Annotated in this window: 11 protein-coding genes; 9 read left to right on the forward strand and 2 right to left on the reverse strand. The window is 45.3% G+C overall.

Features of this window, described 5'->3' with window-relative positions; genetic code table 11:
- Nucleotides 1-65 precede the first annotated feature (65 nt).
- The 5 genes from DW947_RS19150 (at nucleotide 66) to DW947_RS19170 (ending at nucleotide 8933) form a co-directional block, all read left to right on the forward strand.
- Nucleotides 66-4004 (forward strand): two-component regulator propeller domain-containing protein, encoded by a 3939-nt coding sequence (locus tag DW947_RS19150; RefSeq protein ID WP_259321231.1) that lies wholly within the window; start codon nucleotides 66-68, stop codon nucleotides 4002-4004.
- A 283-nt stretch (nucleotides 4005-4287) separates the two neighbouring features.
- Complete coding sequence (locus tag DW947_RS19155) at nucleotides 4288-4872, forward strand: TetR/AcrR family transcriptional regulator (protein WP_044469214.1); 585 nt, start codon at nucleotides 4288-4290, stop codon at nucleotides 4870-4872.
- A gap of 30 nt (nucleotides 4873-4902) precedes the next feature.
- Nucleotides 4903-5649 (forward strand): 3-oxoacyl-[acyl-carrier-protein] reductase, encoded by a 747-nt coding sequence (gene fabG / locus DW947_RS19160; protein ID WP_005828602.1) that lies wholly within the window; start codon nucleotides 4903-4905, stop codon nucleotides 5647-5649.
- Nucleotides 5650-5713: 64 nt separating this feature from the next.
- A complete protein-coding gene (locus DW947_RS19165) occupies nucleotides 5714-6385 on the forward strand; it encodes an RluA family pseudouridine synthase (protein ID WP_005828600.1) in 672 nt (223 codons plus the stop codon).
- Nucleotides 6386-6395: 10 nt separating this feature from the next.
- The gene (locus DW947_RS19170; protein WP_117866639.1) at nucleotides 6396-8933 is read left to right on the forward strand and encodes a prolyl oligopeptidase family serine peptidase; all 2538 of its coding nucleotides are present in this window, start codon (nucleotides 6396-6398) and stop codon (nucleotides 8931-8933) included.
- 87 nt (nucleotides 8934-9020) lie between these two features.
- Here DW947_RS19170 and DW947_RS19175 read toward each other — a convergent pair whose 3' ends face one another.
- Together DW947_RS19175 and DW947_RS19180 are read right to left on the reverse strand one after the other, a co-directional pair.
- Complete coding sequence (locus DW947_RS19175; protein ID WP_005828596.1) at nucleotides 9021-9203, reverse strand: hypothetical protein; 183 nt, start codon at nucleotides 9201-9203, stop codon at nucleotides 9021-9023.
- 222 nt (nucleotides 9204-9425) lie between these two features.
- Entirely contained in the window at nucleotides 9426-10853 is a 1428-nt protein-coding gene (locus tag DW947_RS19180; RefSeq protein WP_005834908.1) for a sigma-54-dependent transcriptional regulator, read from the reverse strand.
- 93 nt (nucleotides 10854-10946) lie between these two features.
- On the opposite strand from DW947_RS19180, the gene DW947_RS19185 reads away from it, so the two are divergent.
- The 4 genes from DW947_RS19185 to DW947_RS19200 are packed head-to-tail and all read left to right on the forward strand — an operon-like array spanning nucleotide 10947 to nucleotide 16693.
- Nucleotides 10947-11786 carry a peptidylprolyl isomerase gene (locus tag DW947_RS19185; protein WP_117866638.1) on the forward strand — a complete coding sequence of 280 codons (840 nt, stop codon included), beginning with the start codon at nucleotides 10947-10949 and terminating at the stop codon, nucleotides 11784-11786.
- A gap of 24 nt (nucleotides 11787-11810) precedes the next feature.
- Entirely contained in the window at nucleotides 11811-13049 is a 1239-nt protein-coding gene (locus tag DW947_RS19190) for a M16 family metallopeptidase (RefSeq protein WP_005834912.1), read from the forward strand.
- Nucleotide 13050: 1 nt separating this feature from the next.
- Nucleotides 13051-14394 carry an MATE family efflux transporter gene (locus DW947_RS19195; RefSeq protein WP_008665947.1) on the forward strand — a complete coding sequence of 448 codons (1344 nt, stop codon included), beginning with the start codon at nucleotides 13051-13053 and terminating at the stop codon, nucleotides 14392-14394.
- Nucleotides 14395-14398: 4 nt separating this feature from the next.
- Nucleotides 14399-16693, forward strand: coding sequence for a hybrid sensor histidine kinase/response regulator (locus DW947_RS19200; protein ID WP_005828587.1), 2295 nt, complete (start codon nucleotides 14399-14401; stop codon nucleotides 16691-16693).
- The last annotated feature ends 80 nt before the right edge of the window (nucleotides 16694-16773 follow it).

A 16773-nucleotide genomic window follows, 5' to 3' on the forward strand; every position in this document is an offset into this window, starting at 1 on the left:
ATCTTTGCATACAAACATATTCATCTTATTACCATATGAAGCATTTACTGACAGTCATATTTTGTATGATAGTCTATATCACACAGATTAATGCCCGGCTAACTTTTCAAACATTTGATGTAAAGTCTGGAATTTCAGATAACTATGTTATAGCTATGTTACGTGACCAATACGGGTTTATGTGGTTTGCGACACTTAATGGCTTAAATCGTTATGATGGCTATCAATGCAAGCAATATTGGGTTACTGATTCTGATACTTATAGTAATTGTTTTAATAATATATCGGAGGACGCATCAGGTACTATTTGGGTACGTACTCCCGATCAATATTTCTACTACAATAGAGAGTTGGATAAATTGGAAAGTAACATAGAAAAGCGGTTGAGACCACTGGGAATAAATGATAAAATAGAAATGATACATGTTGACTATGAGCAGAATTTATGGTGCATGACTGGGAATAAGCTATATTATTATGATTTTCAGGATAAAAAACTTCAGGAATTATCTTTTCCAGATAAAGAACTATCGCATATAGTTTCCAGACAATCGTATTCTTGCTTGTTATTTTCTAATGGAGAAATCGCACAAGTGGACTGGGAAACAAAAACTGTTCGGAAAATTGTTCAATTAGAACTTCCTCGCTCTGGAGAACATCGTATATATATGGATACCCGGCTTAGATTATGGATTTATACAATATATACCTCCAATCTACAGTGTTATGATATTCAAAATAGAAAGATGTTTGAGTTTCCTGGCAAAGAGACTATACAATCGGATATTGTAAAAGCTATCATAGATGATGGGAATGGTAATATCTGGATAGGTACCAATAGTAAAGGCATATACATCTTGAATGAACAGGCCGATAATCTCATGCACATTCATAGAGATTCAGGAACTCCTTTTTCCTTGTCGAGCAATCACATTAATAGTTTCTATAAAGATAATCAGGATATTCTGTGGGTTGGAACGACGAAGCAGGGGGTTGCGTTTACTGATTTGAATAATACCGCCTTTGAAATATGTAAAACTCCTGAGCAGGAAGATATCAGTTGTTTTCAAGAAGATAGGAATGGGAAACTGTGGCTTGGATTTGATGGAAAGGGATTGGCTTGCTATGACAGCAAACAAATAAACTATAAGTTGTTTAATACTCATAATAGTAATATTCCCTCTAATCTTATTATAGGTTCATATCTTGATTCCAAAGGCAAGATGTGGTTCGGTAGTTATGGGGGTGGCATATTTTATGAACAGAATGGAATCTTTTTCCCTTTTAAACAGACTTTGGAACCAATAGAGTATGTCCGGCATATTGCTGATGACAAATATGGGAATTTATGGGTTGGAACGTTTATGCACGGTCTGTATTGTATAGATAACGGAGGGAAAATAACGTCTTATACAAAAGAGAATTCATGTTTATACACCAATACTATTACAGACTTGGTCTATTCAAGTGACCATGCGATGTTATATATTGGTACTAGTACGGGATTATATGAGTTGAATACTCAAACACAGCAACTTGCTCCAGTGAAAGGGAATGATAATGAAGTGTCATTGATAAAAATGCATATTAGTTGCTTATACCGTGATCAACGGGGATTGTTGTGGATTGGAACCAGACATGGAATTCGAATTTATGATGAAAAAAGTAGAACGCTTACTCGTCTTTCTACAAATGATGGTGTATCTCATCCTTATATACGTGGTATTGTAGAAGACCATAATAAAAATATGTGGATAGCTACAGATTGTGGCATTACTCACATTATTGTGGTTGATGACCCTACTGCCCAAGAGCTGCAATATCGGTGTTATTCCTATTTTAATGAAGATGGTATTGGGGATATTACATTTAACAACTACTCAATTTATTGTAACCGGAAAGGCGAAGTTTTAATGGGAGGTACGGGAAAATATTTAAAGATAGACCCTAATCAGGCTTTGTATCATCCCAACCAACATAAAGTTATTTTTACCGGATTATATTTAGCCAATCAGCGTGTAGACGTAGAGAAAAAAATGCATGACGGGCGAATCTTGTTACAAAAGAATATTCAGTTGCTTGATGAAATTACAATGGATTATTCTGATAGTAATTTTGCATTGGAAATTTCTGCAATGGATTATGGAACACAGCATAAGCTTCAATTTGCATATCGGATGGATGCTAAAGAGGAATGGGTCAGCTTTGAAGGAAATAGAATCCATTTCAACAAACTGTCTCCAGGGATATACAATCTGCAAGTGAAAGTTAATGAACTGCACGGTAGTAGGAATCCAATATCTTATATGACAATTCTGGTACGTCCACCCTTTTGGCTGTCTCCGGTAGCCTATGTTATTTATATGGTACTGTTCTTGTCAGGAGGTGTAGTTTTGCTTAGGCGCCTACGTTCTAGGCATCAACGGATTCTGGTACAACAAAAATGGGAACTTGAAGTAGCCCAGCAGCATGAAATGGATGAAGCAAAGATACGTTTCTTTACAAATATAAGCCATGATTTAAGGACTCCATTGTCACTTATCATAACTCCCTTGGAGAAGTTGATACATTCGGAAAAAGCCGGTCCAATCAAGGACGATTTGGACTTGATGTATCGAAATGCTTCTACTCTGCTTGATGAGGTAAATCAGTTGTTGGATTTTCGTAAACTTGATCAGCAAAAGGTACAATTATCCTTGTCTTACGGAGACATAACTGAGTTTATTGCCGAAACATGCAAGTCTTTCAAGGCGTTATCGCAAAAGCATAATATTGAGTTGAAAGTTTGTATCAACACTTCAAAAATAGAAATGGATTTTGACCGTAACAAAGTGCAGCGAATCATATCCAACCTTCTGTCAAATGCCATCAAGTACAATCATGATAATGGTAGTGTGATAGTTGCTATTGACAAGATATTGGCCGGTGATGGGGAACAGATACATATTCAAATAAGTGACACCGGTATCGGTATCAAAAATGAGAATAAGGATAAGATTTTCGACCGTTTCTTTCAGGAACAGCACATTTCTACTACTTATATTGGGAGTGGTATCGGTCTGCATATTGTGAAAGAATATGTTACTCTCCACGGTGGTGAGATAAAAGTAGAGGATAATCATCCCCAAGGGACTATTTTTACAGTTATCCTACCGATTGCCAAGACATTAAAACTGAATTGTACAGAAGATACATCAGCATTTGATGTGGAAGAACAGTTTCATGCTGATATGTCTTCAGTGGACAGAGAAAAGAACTCTTTACTGATAGTAGAGGACAATGATGACTTTCGTAGTTTTCTTGTCGGTTGTTTGCAAGAATATTATCAGGTATATGAAGCGTCTGATGGAAAGAAAGCTCTCACAGTACTTGCGCAACAATCAATCCATGTGATAATCAGTGATATAATGATGCCAGTAATGGACGGAATGGAATTATGCCGCAAAATAAAGACTGATATCCGCTATTCTCATATTCCAATTATTTTACTTACGGCCCGTACGGCTGAAGAACATATTCTTAGTGGTTTGAAGGAGGGAGCTGATGAATACATTACAAAGCCGTTTAACTTGGAAATACTTTTATTACGTATAAGAAAGTTGTTGATGTGGACTTTGAAGAACCATGATAAATTTAAAACGAGGGACATCTCTCCATCGGAAATAACCATTAGTTCTTTAGATGAACAACTGATAGAGAAAGCCATTCGTATAGTCGAGGAGAATATGGATAATTCAGAATTCTCAGTAGAGGAACTTAGTGCTCAAATAGGAATGAGTCGTAGTGGGTTATATAAAAAGTTAATGCAAATTACAGGAAAATCTCCTTTGGAATTCATGCGGATACTGCGCTTGAAAAGAGGTAGAAAACTTTTGGAAGGAAGTCAAATGAATATTTCACAAATATCTTATCAAGTAGGGCTTTCGCCCAAACAATTTGCCAAGTTTTTTAAAGAGGAGTTTGGATATTTGCCATCCGAATATAAGAAAAAAGAAGAAAAATGAACTTCTCAATAGCTTGGAGTATATTCATTAAGATATTCTTTGTCATTGGTAGCTTCTTATAAGTGAGTAAGAACTACTTGTGGCACTGATTTTTACTCTTGTAGGTCAAGGGAAGAATTTGTAGGAAAATGCTGTTAGATGAAAAAGAATTGTTATCTTTGTCGTGCTCAACTTAAAATAAATAAGTATGAATTGAAACGTTATAATTTGTAAGTGTTTGATATTCAGAACGAAAATAAATAAGCTTTTTTGCTCAAATAATAAAGCAATGTGCAATTAATCTATGACCGTATCGAAGACAAAAGCTAAATTAGTGGACGTTGCCCGTCAGCTGTTTGCAAAGATGGGTGTTGAAAATACCACGATGAATGATATTGCCCTCGCTTCAAAGAAAGGTAGGAGAACGCTCTATACCTATTTTAAGAGCAAGGAAGATATCTACTTGGCTGTTGTCGAGTCGGAGCTGGATATTCTTTCGGATATGATGAAGCACGTGGTAGAGAAAGATATTCAGCCGGACGAGAAACTGATGGAAATGATTTACACTCATCTGGATGCGGTAAAAGAGGTTGTCTTTCGGAATGGTACTCTTCGTGCCAATTTCTTTCGGGATATTTGGAGAGTGGAGAAAGTGCGCAAACGTTTCGATGCTACAGAGACCCAGCTTTTCAAGGAGGTTCTGCGTGAAGGTATGGAGAAGGGTGTTTTCCAGATAGATGACTTGGATATGACTGCCGAGATTGTGCATTACAGTGTCAAAGGTATTGAAACACCTTATATTCGCGGTCATATAGGGGCCAATCTGGACGACGCGGTACGCGATGCCTACGTGACCCGTCTGGTACTTGGTGCATTGGGAAAGAAGTAAGATACATTTTATAAATAATTTTTAAATAATATGGGATTATTAGATGGAAAAACAGCCATTGTGACAGGTGCTGCACGCGGCATCGGCAAGGCTATCGCTTTGAAGTTCGCTCAAGAAGGAGCAAACATCGCATTCACTGACTTGGTGATTGATGAAAATGCCGAGGCTACGGCAAAAGAATTGGAAGCTTTGGGAGTAAAGGCAAAAGCTTATGCCTCCAATGCAGCAAACTTTGAAGACACTGCCAATGTAGTGGCAGAAATCCATAAGGACTTTGGACGTATTGATATTCTGGTAAACAATGCCGGTATCACACGTGACGGTCTGATGATGCGTATGAGCGAACAGCAATGGGATATGGTTATCAATGTCAACCTGAAATCGGCATTTAACTTTATCCATGCCTGCACACCCATCATGATGCGCCAGAAGGCGGGTAGCATTATCAATATGGCATCTGTGGTAGGTGTTCACGGCAATGCCGGCCAGGCCAACTATTCTGCTTCCAAAGCAGGTATGATTGCTTTGGCCAAGTCTATCGCTCAGGAGCTGGGCTCTCGCGGCATCCGTGCCAATGCCATTGCTCCGGGGTTCATCATGACAGCCATGACCGACGCCTTGTCTGAAGAGGTGAAGGCTGAATGGTGCAAGAAGATTCCTTTGCGCCGTGGCGGCACACCCGAAGACGTGGCAAATATCGCTACTTTCCTGGCTTCTGATATGTCTTCTTATGTATCCGGTCAGGTTATTCAGGTAGATGGTGGGATGAATATGTAATTTAATGATTAATGAGAAGTTGGGTGTTAGTCATTAATCACTAATCATTAAACATTAACAACCGATGACTGTCGTATACGAAGACAATCATATCATTATAGTCAACAAGACCGCTTCCGAGATAGTTCAGGGAGACAAAACGGGTGATACACCGCTTTCGGAAACTGTAAAGCAGTACCTGAAAGAGAAGTACAGCAAGCCTGGAAATGTCTTTATCGGTGTCGCCCACCGGCTGGACCGCCCCGTGAGCGGTCTTGTTGTTTTTGCCAAGACCAGTAAGGCACTGTCGCGTCTGAACGAGATGTTCAAGAATAGCGAGGTGAAGAAGACTTACTGGGCAGTAGTGAAGAACTTACCCCGCGAGGAAGAGGGGGAATTGGTGAACTATCTGGTGCGAAATGAGAAACAGAACAAGAGTTATGCATACGACAAGGAGGTGCCGGGCAGCAAGAAAGCGATTTTGCATTACCGGCTCATCGGGCGGTCGCAGAACTATTATCTGTTGGAAATAGATTTGAAAACCGGACGCCATCACCAGATACGTTGTCAGTTGGCAAAGATGGGCTGTCCCATCAAGGGAGATTTGAAGTATGGTTCGCCCCGCTCCAATCCTGACGGCAGCATCTGTCTGCATGCGCGGTATATCCGTTTTGTGCATCCGGTGTCCAAAGAACTGATAGAAGTGGAGGCGCCCGTTCCTCCCGGAAATTTATGGAATGGTTTTGAAACGATTTAATCTTACAGTAATGAAGAAAATCACAGTTTTGTCGGGTTTGCTGCTCCTTGCGGGATTGGCTGCCCAAGCTCAGGAAAGAGTTGCTGAGTATAACGTGCGTCCGGCCGTTACGGTGCGCACTCCCCTCCAGGGCGATAGTATCAACTTCAAGGGAGACAAGTTTACTACCGGCAATCTTCTGAAGACGAAGGTCAGTCTCGACTTCGACGGAGGTCGGTATGAACGTATGGTTGCTGATACGGCTGGATATGTAACTGTGGCAAAGGCGGACAAGGACAATCTGTTCTATCTGTTTGCTACCAATCTGCGTGCGGAGCGTTTCATGAAGGGCAAGCTGAATGTATATTCTCCTGCCCGTTTTGAGGTGTTTGTAAACGGTGAATCCAAGCAAGTCAAGGAGACAGCGGAGGACAGCTTGTCGCAGGTCCGTCCTACGGCTGTCAGTCTGCGTATGGACCCCGAAGCGGATTATGAAATAGTCATCAAGTTGCTTTCAAGTGCGGACGACAAGATGCAGCCGATGCTGAAGTGCGAATTTGAAAAGGAAAAGGATTTTGCCGATGTAGCCTGCCGGATGGCGCCGGACATGAAGAGACGTTTCTCTTTGTTCAACACCAATTTCGGCTCCCGTGTGAGCAGGGTTTCTCTCTCGCCCAACGGCAAGTACCTGCTGACCCGCTATTCGGACAATTACGACGTGAAGCGTTCCAGGACCCGTTGTGAGCTGACCGAGGTAAAGACCGGCCGGGTGATATTGCCCAATGCCAATGAAAAGATGAACTGGATGCCCAACAGCAACAAGCTCTACTATACGGTTGTGGGCAAGGAGCAGAACGACCTGGTTGTGTTCGATCCCGCCACGATGCGTGAGGAAGTGCTGCTGAAGAACGTTCCCGAAGGATATTTCAGCTGGTCTCCTACGGAAGACTACCTTATCTATATGCTCACGGACGAGGGCGAAAAGGTGAGTGGCCCGTTGAAACGTCTCTTGCATCCGGACGACCGTATCCCCAATTCTCGTGACCGCTATTATCTCATGAAATACGATGTGGCGACGGGACTTTCCGAGCGCCTGACCTACGGTAGCCACAATGTCTACCTGAACGATATTTCTCCGGATGGCAAGAAACTGTTGTGCAGCACTTCCAAGCCGGACATCACTCGATGCCCTTTCTCCCTCTCTTCTCTGTTCGAAATTGATTTGGCCACCTTGCAGGCAGATACACTGGCCGCCTGGGATGCTTATCTGGGAAGTGCTTCTTACTCTCCGGATGGGAAGCAGCTTCTGGTGACGGGCAGTCCGTCTGCTTTCGGAGGCATTGGCAAGAATTGCGGTGAACATCCCATAGCCAATGACTTTGATACCCAAGCATTCATTATGGATTTGGCTACAAAGAAAGTGCAGGCTATCACGCGCGATTTCAATCCTACAGTGTCTCCCGTGCAGTGGAACCGTGTGGACGGATGTATCTATTTCGATACGACTGATGGGGATTGCAGGCATATATACCGTTATGTTCCGAAGACGGGCGGCTTTGAAATGCTTCCGCTTGAAGAAGATGTGATTACTTCCTTCACGCTGGCCAATGACAATCCGGTTGTGGCTGCCTATGTGGGTGGAGGAAACACCAGTACGGGCGTAGCCTATACGTACGACACGAAGAAAAAAGTTTCTACCCTGCTTGCCAACCCCATGAAGCCCGTCCTCGACAAGATTGAGCTGGGACAGATGGAAGAGTGGAACTTTACAGCTTCGGACGGTACGGAGATAAAGGGAATGATTTGCCTTCCGCCGTCTTTCGACCCGAACAAGAAGTATCCGCTTATCGTGTACTATTATGGAGGAACGACTCCTACGACTCGCGGTATAACTTCCCCGTACTGTGCACAGTTGTTTGCGTCACGTGACTATGTGGTTTATGTTATCCAGCCCAGTGGTGCCATCGGGTACGGCCAGGAGTTCTCTGCACGCCATGTCAATGCATGGGGTGAGCGTACGGCCGATGAGATCATTGAAGGTACGAAGAAATTCTGTGCAGCCCATCCGTTTGTCAACGATAAACGTATCGGATGCCTGGGTGCCTCTTATGGAGGATTCATGACGATGTATCTGCAGACTAAGACGGACATGTTTGCTGCCGCTGCCTCGCATGCTGGCATCAGCAATGTAACGAGCTATTGGGGCGAGGGTTATTGGGGATATTCCTATAACTCTGTTGCGGCAGCCGATAGCTATCCTTGGAATAATCCCGATTTGTTTACGAAGCATGGAGCATTGTTCAATGCGGACAAGATTAATACCCCTCTGTTGTTGCTGCATGGCACGGTAGATACAAACGTGCCTATCGGTGAAAGTATCCAGTTGTATAATGCGCTGAAGATATTGGGCAAGCCGGTGGAATTTATTACCGTGGACGGTGAAAACCATTTTGTACTTGATTATGCAAAACGTGAATTGTGGCACAATTCAATTATGGCTTGGTTTGCCCGTTGGCTGCAGGATAGTCCGGCATGGTGGAATGACCTTTATCCGGAAAGACATTGGTGATGTTTTAATTAACAATTGATAATTAAAAAAGCCGTTTCCCAGAATAGACAAGGAGGAAACGGCTTTTTTGTTGTAGTGTGCTTACTGTTATTGGGCCACTTTTGCTGTGTCTTGGACGTTCTCGGCTTTCTGCAAAGTATCCGTTACCACAGTGTCGTTAGACAAGGTTGTTGTCTTACTCGGCTGTTCTACCGGAGCCTTAGCTTGAGCCAAGAACGTTCCGCCACAAACAAACATAAACAGGGCTGCTACTAATACTAATTTTTTCATAATTCATTTGCTTTTAGGTTGGTATATCTTATTGTTAAGTCTAAGTGCTTGCTTGTTGTAGCGCTTGTTGCTTACGTCTAATATAGGTCAAATGGTGTGCCAGAAAGAGTGTGTGTTGGATAATGTTCTGATAGTTAGTGATATATGTTTCTATGCAAAGTGTGGCATAGTGTGGAAAAGTGTGGAATGTGTGGAGGGGAGTGTGGAATAATTCCACACCTTTTAGTCGGATATGTTATAAAGCTTCAACTTGTTGTACAGCGTTTTGCGGTCAATGCCCAACAGTTGTGCAGCGCGGCTCTTGTTGTTTCCCGTCTGCCGCAAGGCTTCGATGATTTGATGCTTCTCTGCCTCCTCATTGCGGAGAGGGATACCGATGATGGCCGGTGCGGGTTCTTTCAGTTCATTCAGTTCGTTGATAGTAATGAATTTGCCTTGTGCCAGCAAGGTTGCACGGCGTACCATATTCTTCATTTGGCGTAGATTGCCGGGCCAGGGATATTCCAATAGGGCGCGGGATGCCTTGTCATCAAAGCCGGTCAGTTGCTTGTCCATTTCGCGGTTGGCCTGGTCCAGAAAGAAATTGGCAAAGAGCAGGATGTCTTCACGGCGGTCTTTGAGTTGCGGCATGCGTAGGGTGAATTCATTGATACGGTGATATAAATCTTCACGGAACGCCCCTTTTTCGATGGCTTGCTCCAGATTTTCGTTGGTGGCGGATACCAGACGTATGTCCACGCTTATCTCTTTGTTTGAACCTACCGGACGTATCTTGCGCTCTTGCAAAGCACGCAGCAACTGTATTTGCACTTCATAGCTCAGATTACCTATCTCATCCAGGAAGATGGTACCGCCGTTGGCTTCGACGAAAGCGCCCGTTTTGTCGGTCAGTGCGCCGGTAAAGGCGCCCTTTATGTGCCCGAAGAACTCCGAAGCGGCCAATTCTTTGGGAATAGAACCGCAATCGATGGCTACAAACGGCTGGTCGGCACGCTTGCTGAGCTGGTGGATGCGGTGAGCTACGTATTCTTTGCCCGTTCCGCTGGCACCATTGATGAGTACAGACATATTGGTAGGTGAAACCAGTTTCACATAATTGTAGAGTTGTTTGGCTGCGTCGCTCTCTCCCTCAAGGAAGTCGGAGGAGGACAATGAGCCTTCTGCACCCTTCAGAGGCTGATTTTTCATCTTGTCGGAATGCATCGTCTGTTTGGGTGAAACGGATGGTCTGTTTGGGGTAAACGCATCATCTGTTCGGGACGAATGCATCATCTGTTTCAAAGCGGAGGATGATGCATTCAAGGCTTCGCCTATTTTTTTCAGTAATTCGTCCGGGTTCACAGGCTTGGCAATGTAATCGCAGGCTCCCAGTTTCATGGTTTGGACGGCCGACTGTATGTCAGCGTATCCTGTCATGATGATAAGCGGTATTTGCAGGCCGTGTTCGCCCAGCCATTTCAATAAGTCAATGCCATCCTTGTCGGGCAGGCGCAGGTCAGACAATATCAAATCTACGGTTTCCGACTCAATATGTTTTTGAGCACGGGCAATGCTGCTGGCGGAGGTTACTTGGAAACCTTTTTTGCCGAGCCATGTTTTTAGCATCATGCCGTAAGTAATATCATCTTCTACAATTAATATGGATGTCATTGCTTTAGCCTTTTATCTCTTTTATGTAGGCAAAGGTAAGTGCTTTTGTCTGATTTTAGTATATTTGCAAACTTAAATTAAATAAAAAACAAAATGAAAAGAAATCTTATTGTATTATTAACTATACTGGTTTGCGGTCTGGCTGCTTGCAAGCCGGGACAAAAGAAAGAGGAAGATATGGAAAAAGAAACGAAGCTGAAGATTGAAACAAGTGCGGGTGACATCACCGTGAAACTGTATAATGAAACCCCGAAACACCGTGATAACTTTATCAAGCTGGTGGAAGACGGCACGTATGAAGGTACGCTGTTCCACCGTGTCATCAAGGACTTTATGATACAAGCAGGTGACCCGGAATCGAAGAAGGCTCCGAAAGGCAAGATGCTGGGGGCAGGCGACGTGGGTTATACCGTTCCTGCCGAATTTGTTTATCCGAAGTATTTTCACAAAAAAGGTGCTTTGTCGGCTGCACGCCAGGGTGATGAGGTGAACCCCGACAAGGCATCATCCGGCTGCCAGTTCTACATTGTGACCGGAAAAGTGTATAATGACTCTACCTTGCTGGGGATGGAACAGCAGATGAATCAGATGCGCCTGAACAATGCTTTCAACGCGTTGGCGCAGAAGCATATGAAGGAAATCTACAAGATGCGTAAGAATAATGACCAGGACGGTCTGATGGATTTGCAAGATTCCTTGATTGCGCAGGCAGAGGCTCAGGTTGCCAAGGAACCGGAGTTCAAGTTTACCCCCGAGCAGGTGAAGGCTTATACTACCGTGGGCGGTACTCCGCATTTGGACGGTGCATATACCGTGTTCGGTGAAGTGCTGGAAGGTATGGATATTGTTGATAAAATACAGAAGGTCAAGACTGACCGTAACGACCGGCCCGAAGAGGATGTGGTTATTAAAAAAGTGACAGTGATAGATTGATGATAGATTCTGTCATTCCATTTTATGAAGATAAACAAAAAGATATTTGACAACGGTCTGCGGTTGGTGCACAATGAGGACACCAGCACGCAGATGGTTGCCTTGAATATTGTTTATGATGTGGGTGCCCGTGACGAACATCCCGAGCATACGGGTTTTGCCCATCTGTTCGAGCATCTGATGTTCGGAGGTTCGGTGCATATTCCTGATTATGACGCTCCTTTGCAATTGGCAGGCGGGGAGAATAATGCATGGACCAATAATGATATTACCAATTACTACCTGACGGTTCCAAAATCGAATGTGGAAATCGGCTTCTGGCTGGAGTCCGACCGCATGCTGGAACTGGCATTCAGTGAGCAAAGTCTTGAAGTGCAGCGTGCGGTGGTGATGGAGGAATTTAAACAACGTTGCTTGAACCAGCCGTATGGTGATGTGGGACATCTGCTTCGTCCTTTGGCTTATCAAACGCATCCTTATCGCTGGCCTACTATCGGGAAAGACCTCTCTCACATTGCCAATGCCACGCTGGATGAGGTAAAGGAATTCTTTTTTCGTTTTTATGCACCTAATAATGCAGTGCTGGCCGTTACCGGAAATATTTCGTGGGAAGAAACGGTTAGGCTGACAGAAAAATGGTTTGCTCCCATTCCCCGTAGGAATGTGCCCGTAAGGCAATTACCGCAAGAAGTTGTACAGACGGCAGAACGCCGGCAGACGGTGGAACGGAATGTTCCTCTGGATGCTTTGTTCATGGCTTATCACATGTGTAGCCGTGAGGATGCCGATTATTATGCCTTCGATATTCTGTCGGATATTCTGAGCAATGGACGTTCCAGTCGCTTGACCCGCAGGCTGGTGCAGGAGCAGAAGTTCTTTTCCAGTCTCGATGCCTATATCTCCGGTACACGGGATGCCGGCCTGCTGCATATCAGTGGAAAACCATCTGCAGGCGTATCTTTGGAACAAGCCGAGGCTGCTGTCCGGAAAGAGTTGGAAGAGTTGAAATCCGGGTTTGTTGGAGAGCAGGAATTGGAGAAAGTAAAGAACAAGTTTGAGTCTACACAGATATTCGGCAACATCAATTATCTGAATGTTGCCACGAATCTTGCCTGGTTTGAACTGACCGGGCAGGCGGAAGACATAGACCGTGAAGTGGACAATTACCGCTCTGTGACGGCAGAACAGCTTCATAGGGTCGCCCAACAGACCTTCCGCGATGAAAACGGGATTGTGCTTTATTACCAAAAAGAAAACCTTTAGTATGAAAAAATTATTTGATACGTATAAGCAGCACTATAAAGCATTGCTTCTCCTGGGGCTACCCATTGTGGTGGGGCAGTTGGGAGTCATTGTGCTTGGTTTTGCCGATACGCTGATGATTGGGCATCACAGCACGGAGGAACTGGGTGCCGCTTCTTTCGTAAACAATCTGTTTACTCTTTGCATTATTTTCAGTACGGGCTTCAGCTACGGGCTGACACCGGTTGTAGGGGGCTTCTACGGTAACCGCCGCTTTGCCGAGGCAGGGCAGGCGTTGCGGTGTAGCCTGGTTGCCAATGTGCTGGTGGCTTTGTTGCTGACTCTTGTCATGGCTGTTCTCTATTTCAATGTGGAGCGGCTGGGACAGCCCGGAGAATTGTTGCCTCTAATCAAGCCTTACTATCTGGTGTTGCTTGCTTCACTGGTCTTTGTCATGCTGTTCAACGGTTTCAAACAGTTTACGGACGGCATCACCGATACCAAGACGGCCATGTGGATTCTGCTCGGAGGGAATGCGCTTAACATCGTAGGAAACTATATACTTATCAATGGAAAGCTGGGCTTTCCGGAGATGGGACTGCTTGGTGCGGGTATCAGCACTTTGTTCTCCCGCATTGTGATGGTGGTGGTCTTTGCGGCGATTGTGCTTCGCGGCCGCCGGTTTATCCGTTACAGGCTCGGCTTCATGCGGCTGGGGTGGTCGATGCCGATGTTCAGGAAGCTCAATGCACTGGGCTGGCCCGTGGGTATGCAGATGGGTATGGAGACCGCTTCCTTCAGTCTGAGCGTCGTCATGGTGGGCTGGCTGGGGACACTTGCCCTAGCATCGCATCAGATAATGCTTACTATCTCTCAGTTCACCTTCATGATGTATTATGGCATGGGCGCTGCGGTTGCCGTGCGTGTCAGCAACTTCAAGGGGCAGGGAGACGGGCAGAATGTGCGCCGCTCGGCGTATGCCGGCCTTCACATCATCCTGTGTATGGAGGTGGTGTTGCTGGGTATCGTCTTTGCGCTTCGCGGTCAGGTAGGGGGATGGTTTACGGACAATGCGGAAGTGTCCGGCATGGTTGCCGCTCTCTTCTTCCCGTTCTTGATTTACCAGTTCGGCGATGGGTTGCAGATTAACTTTGCCAATGCCCTGCGCGGCATCTCGGATGTGAAACCGATGATGATTATTGCATTTATATCCTATTTTATTATATCTTTGCCCGTAGGGTACCTTTGCGGTTTCGTTTTCGGTTGGGGGCTGACGGGAGTCTGGATGGCTTTCCCGTTCGGACTGACCAGTGCGGGAGTGATGCTGTGGTTGAGGTTCCGTAAACAGACCAGGGAAAGGATTTGATAGTATGAATAATGTCTCCAAAGTAAAGATTGCCGTAGGCTACACTTTGTTGCTGGCGGTATTGTTTTTTTCCTTGTTTTTCGTACACCGGGAAATGGAGAACCTTATTCTTACTGATGACCGCGATGTACAATGGACAGACAGCGTGCTTGCTTTGATACGCGAGAAGGATACCAATACGATAAAAATGCTGCGCACGCTGAGTGAGGCGAATGACAGCATGGTATCCACCAGTGACATTGAGCAGATAATTGCCCAGCAGGACTCGGTAGTGACCCAGCAGCGTGTGCAGCACCGTATCATTACACATCGGGATACCGTCGTGACACGCCCTCGGAAGAAGGGGTTTTTCCGTCGTTTGGGTGAAGTGTTTGTCCCCCCAAAGAAAGATACGGCTATCCAGGTAAAGACCTCCCTTGAATTTGCAACGGATACGGTGATTGAACCCTATAATCCGGCCGATTCTTTGCATGAGAAACTGCGTGCCGTGGCCCAGCAGAAAAAAGCTGTAAACACTGTTATACAGCGACGTAAACGCTATCTGCAACGCTTGGACCATATGCTGACCGCTCGTATTGACAGCTTGCTGAAAGATTACGAGACGGAAACTCTGCTGCGTGCACGGACGGAAGCCGAGTATCAACAAGCGGTCCGACGCCGTTCGGCCAAGATTATCAGTGGCATTGCCGTAGGTGCGGTGTTGCTTTCCGCTTTTTTTCTTATTATCATCGGCCGCGACATAACCCGAAGCAACCGTTACCGTCGTGAGTTGGAAGAGGCCCGTCGTCGTGCCGAGGATTTACTCGCTGTCCGTGAAAAACTGATGCTTGCCATTACCCATGATTTCAAAGCCCCGCTCGGTTCTATTATGGGCTATGCCGACTTGCTTTCCCGTCTGACGGTGGATGAGCGTCAGCGGTTCTATCTGGACAATATGAAAACCTCATCGGAACATCTGCTGAAGCTGGTCGTTGATTTGCTCGACTTCCATCGTCTTGATTTGAACAAGGCCGAAATCAACCGGGTCACCTTTCATCCTTCCCGCCTGCTTGAAGAGATACACGTCAGTTTTGAACCACTTACGGCTGCCAAAGGACTGGCGCTTCATTGCGACATTGCCCCGGAGCTGGGCGGTACCTATATTTGCGACCCCTTGCGTCTGCGCCAGATTATCAACAATTTGCTGTCCAATGCCGTGAAGTTTACGGACCAAGGCAGTGTTACCATGACTGCCCGTTACGAGGACCGTCGACTGGTAGTTGCCATTGCTGATACCGGTAAAGGTATGGAACCTGCCGACCGGGAACGTATCTTCCAGGAGTTTACCCGCTTACCGGGTGCTCAGGGTAAAGAGGGGTTTGGACTTGGACTTTCCATTGTCCGTATGCTGGTACAGTTGCTTGAAGGCACGATTGATGTAGACAGTGTGCCAGGCAAGGGAAGCACTTTCACCATATATATTCCTATCTATCCCGTAAGGAGTGAAGGACGGAGAATGAAGGATGAAGAATCGGGATGTGCTGCCACGCCGAATGGCAATTCTTCATTCCCCGTTCCTCATTCTTCACTGAAGAATGTCCTCCTTATCGATGATGACCGTATTCAGCTTACCCTTACTGCCGCCATGCTTCAGCAGAGTGGTATAAATTCTGTCTCTTGTTTACAACTGGATGAACTGCTGGATGCCTTGCGCACTGCAACCTTTGATGTTCTGCTTACTGATGTGCAGATGCCTGCTATTAATGGTTTTGATTTACTGAAACTGCTTCGTGCTTCGAACATACCGCAGGCACAGTCTGTTCCGGTGATTGCTGTCACTGCCCGCAGTGACATGCAGCGTGAGGAATTTACGGTGCATGGATTTGCCGGATGCCTGCATAAGCCGTTTACCGTCAGTGAATTGCTACATGAATTGAATATGGAGGACAAAGGGATGGAGGTTATGGAAGTTTCGGAAACTTCGGCTTGCCCGGGGTATAAATTCTCTTCGCTCACTGCTTTTTCGGTCGATGACCCCGAGGCGGCAAAGTCCATTCTGGAAAGTTTTGTGGCTGAAACCCGCCTCAATGCGGAGCGTTTGCAGAAGGCTGTGGAGAATGAGGATGTGGACGAGATGGCTGCTGTCTCCCACAAAATGATTCCCCTCTTTACTTTAATTGGAGCAGCGGAACTGGTTGCATTGCTGAAACTGTTGGAAACTTCTCATGGAGTGCCTTTTACCGGAGAGTTGAAAGAACACGCCCTTGCCGCCCTCGTTTTGATAGAGGATGTCATTACTCAGGCAACAGCTTTTCCGTAATGGGGGAACAGAGAAGAATACGTGATTTTTCTCTGTCGGGAACCAAATGTCGAAAGAAATTGTTTACTTTGTAGGACTTT

It is taken from the genome of Bacteroides sp. AM44-19 (genome assembly GCF_003603395.1).
In the GTDB taxonomy this organism is placed as follows: Bacteria; Bacteroidota; Bacteroidia; order Bacteroidales; family Bacteroidaceae; genus Bacteroides; species Bacteroides uniformis.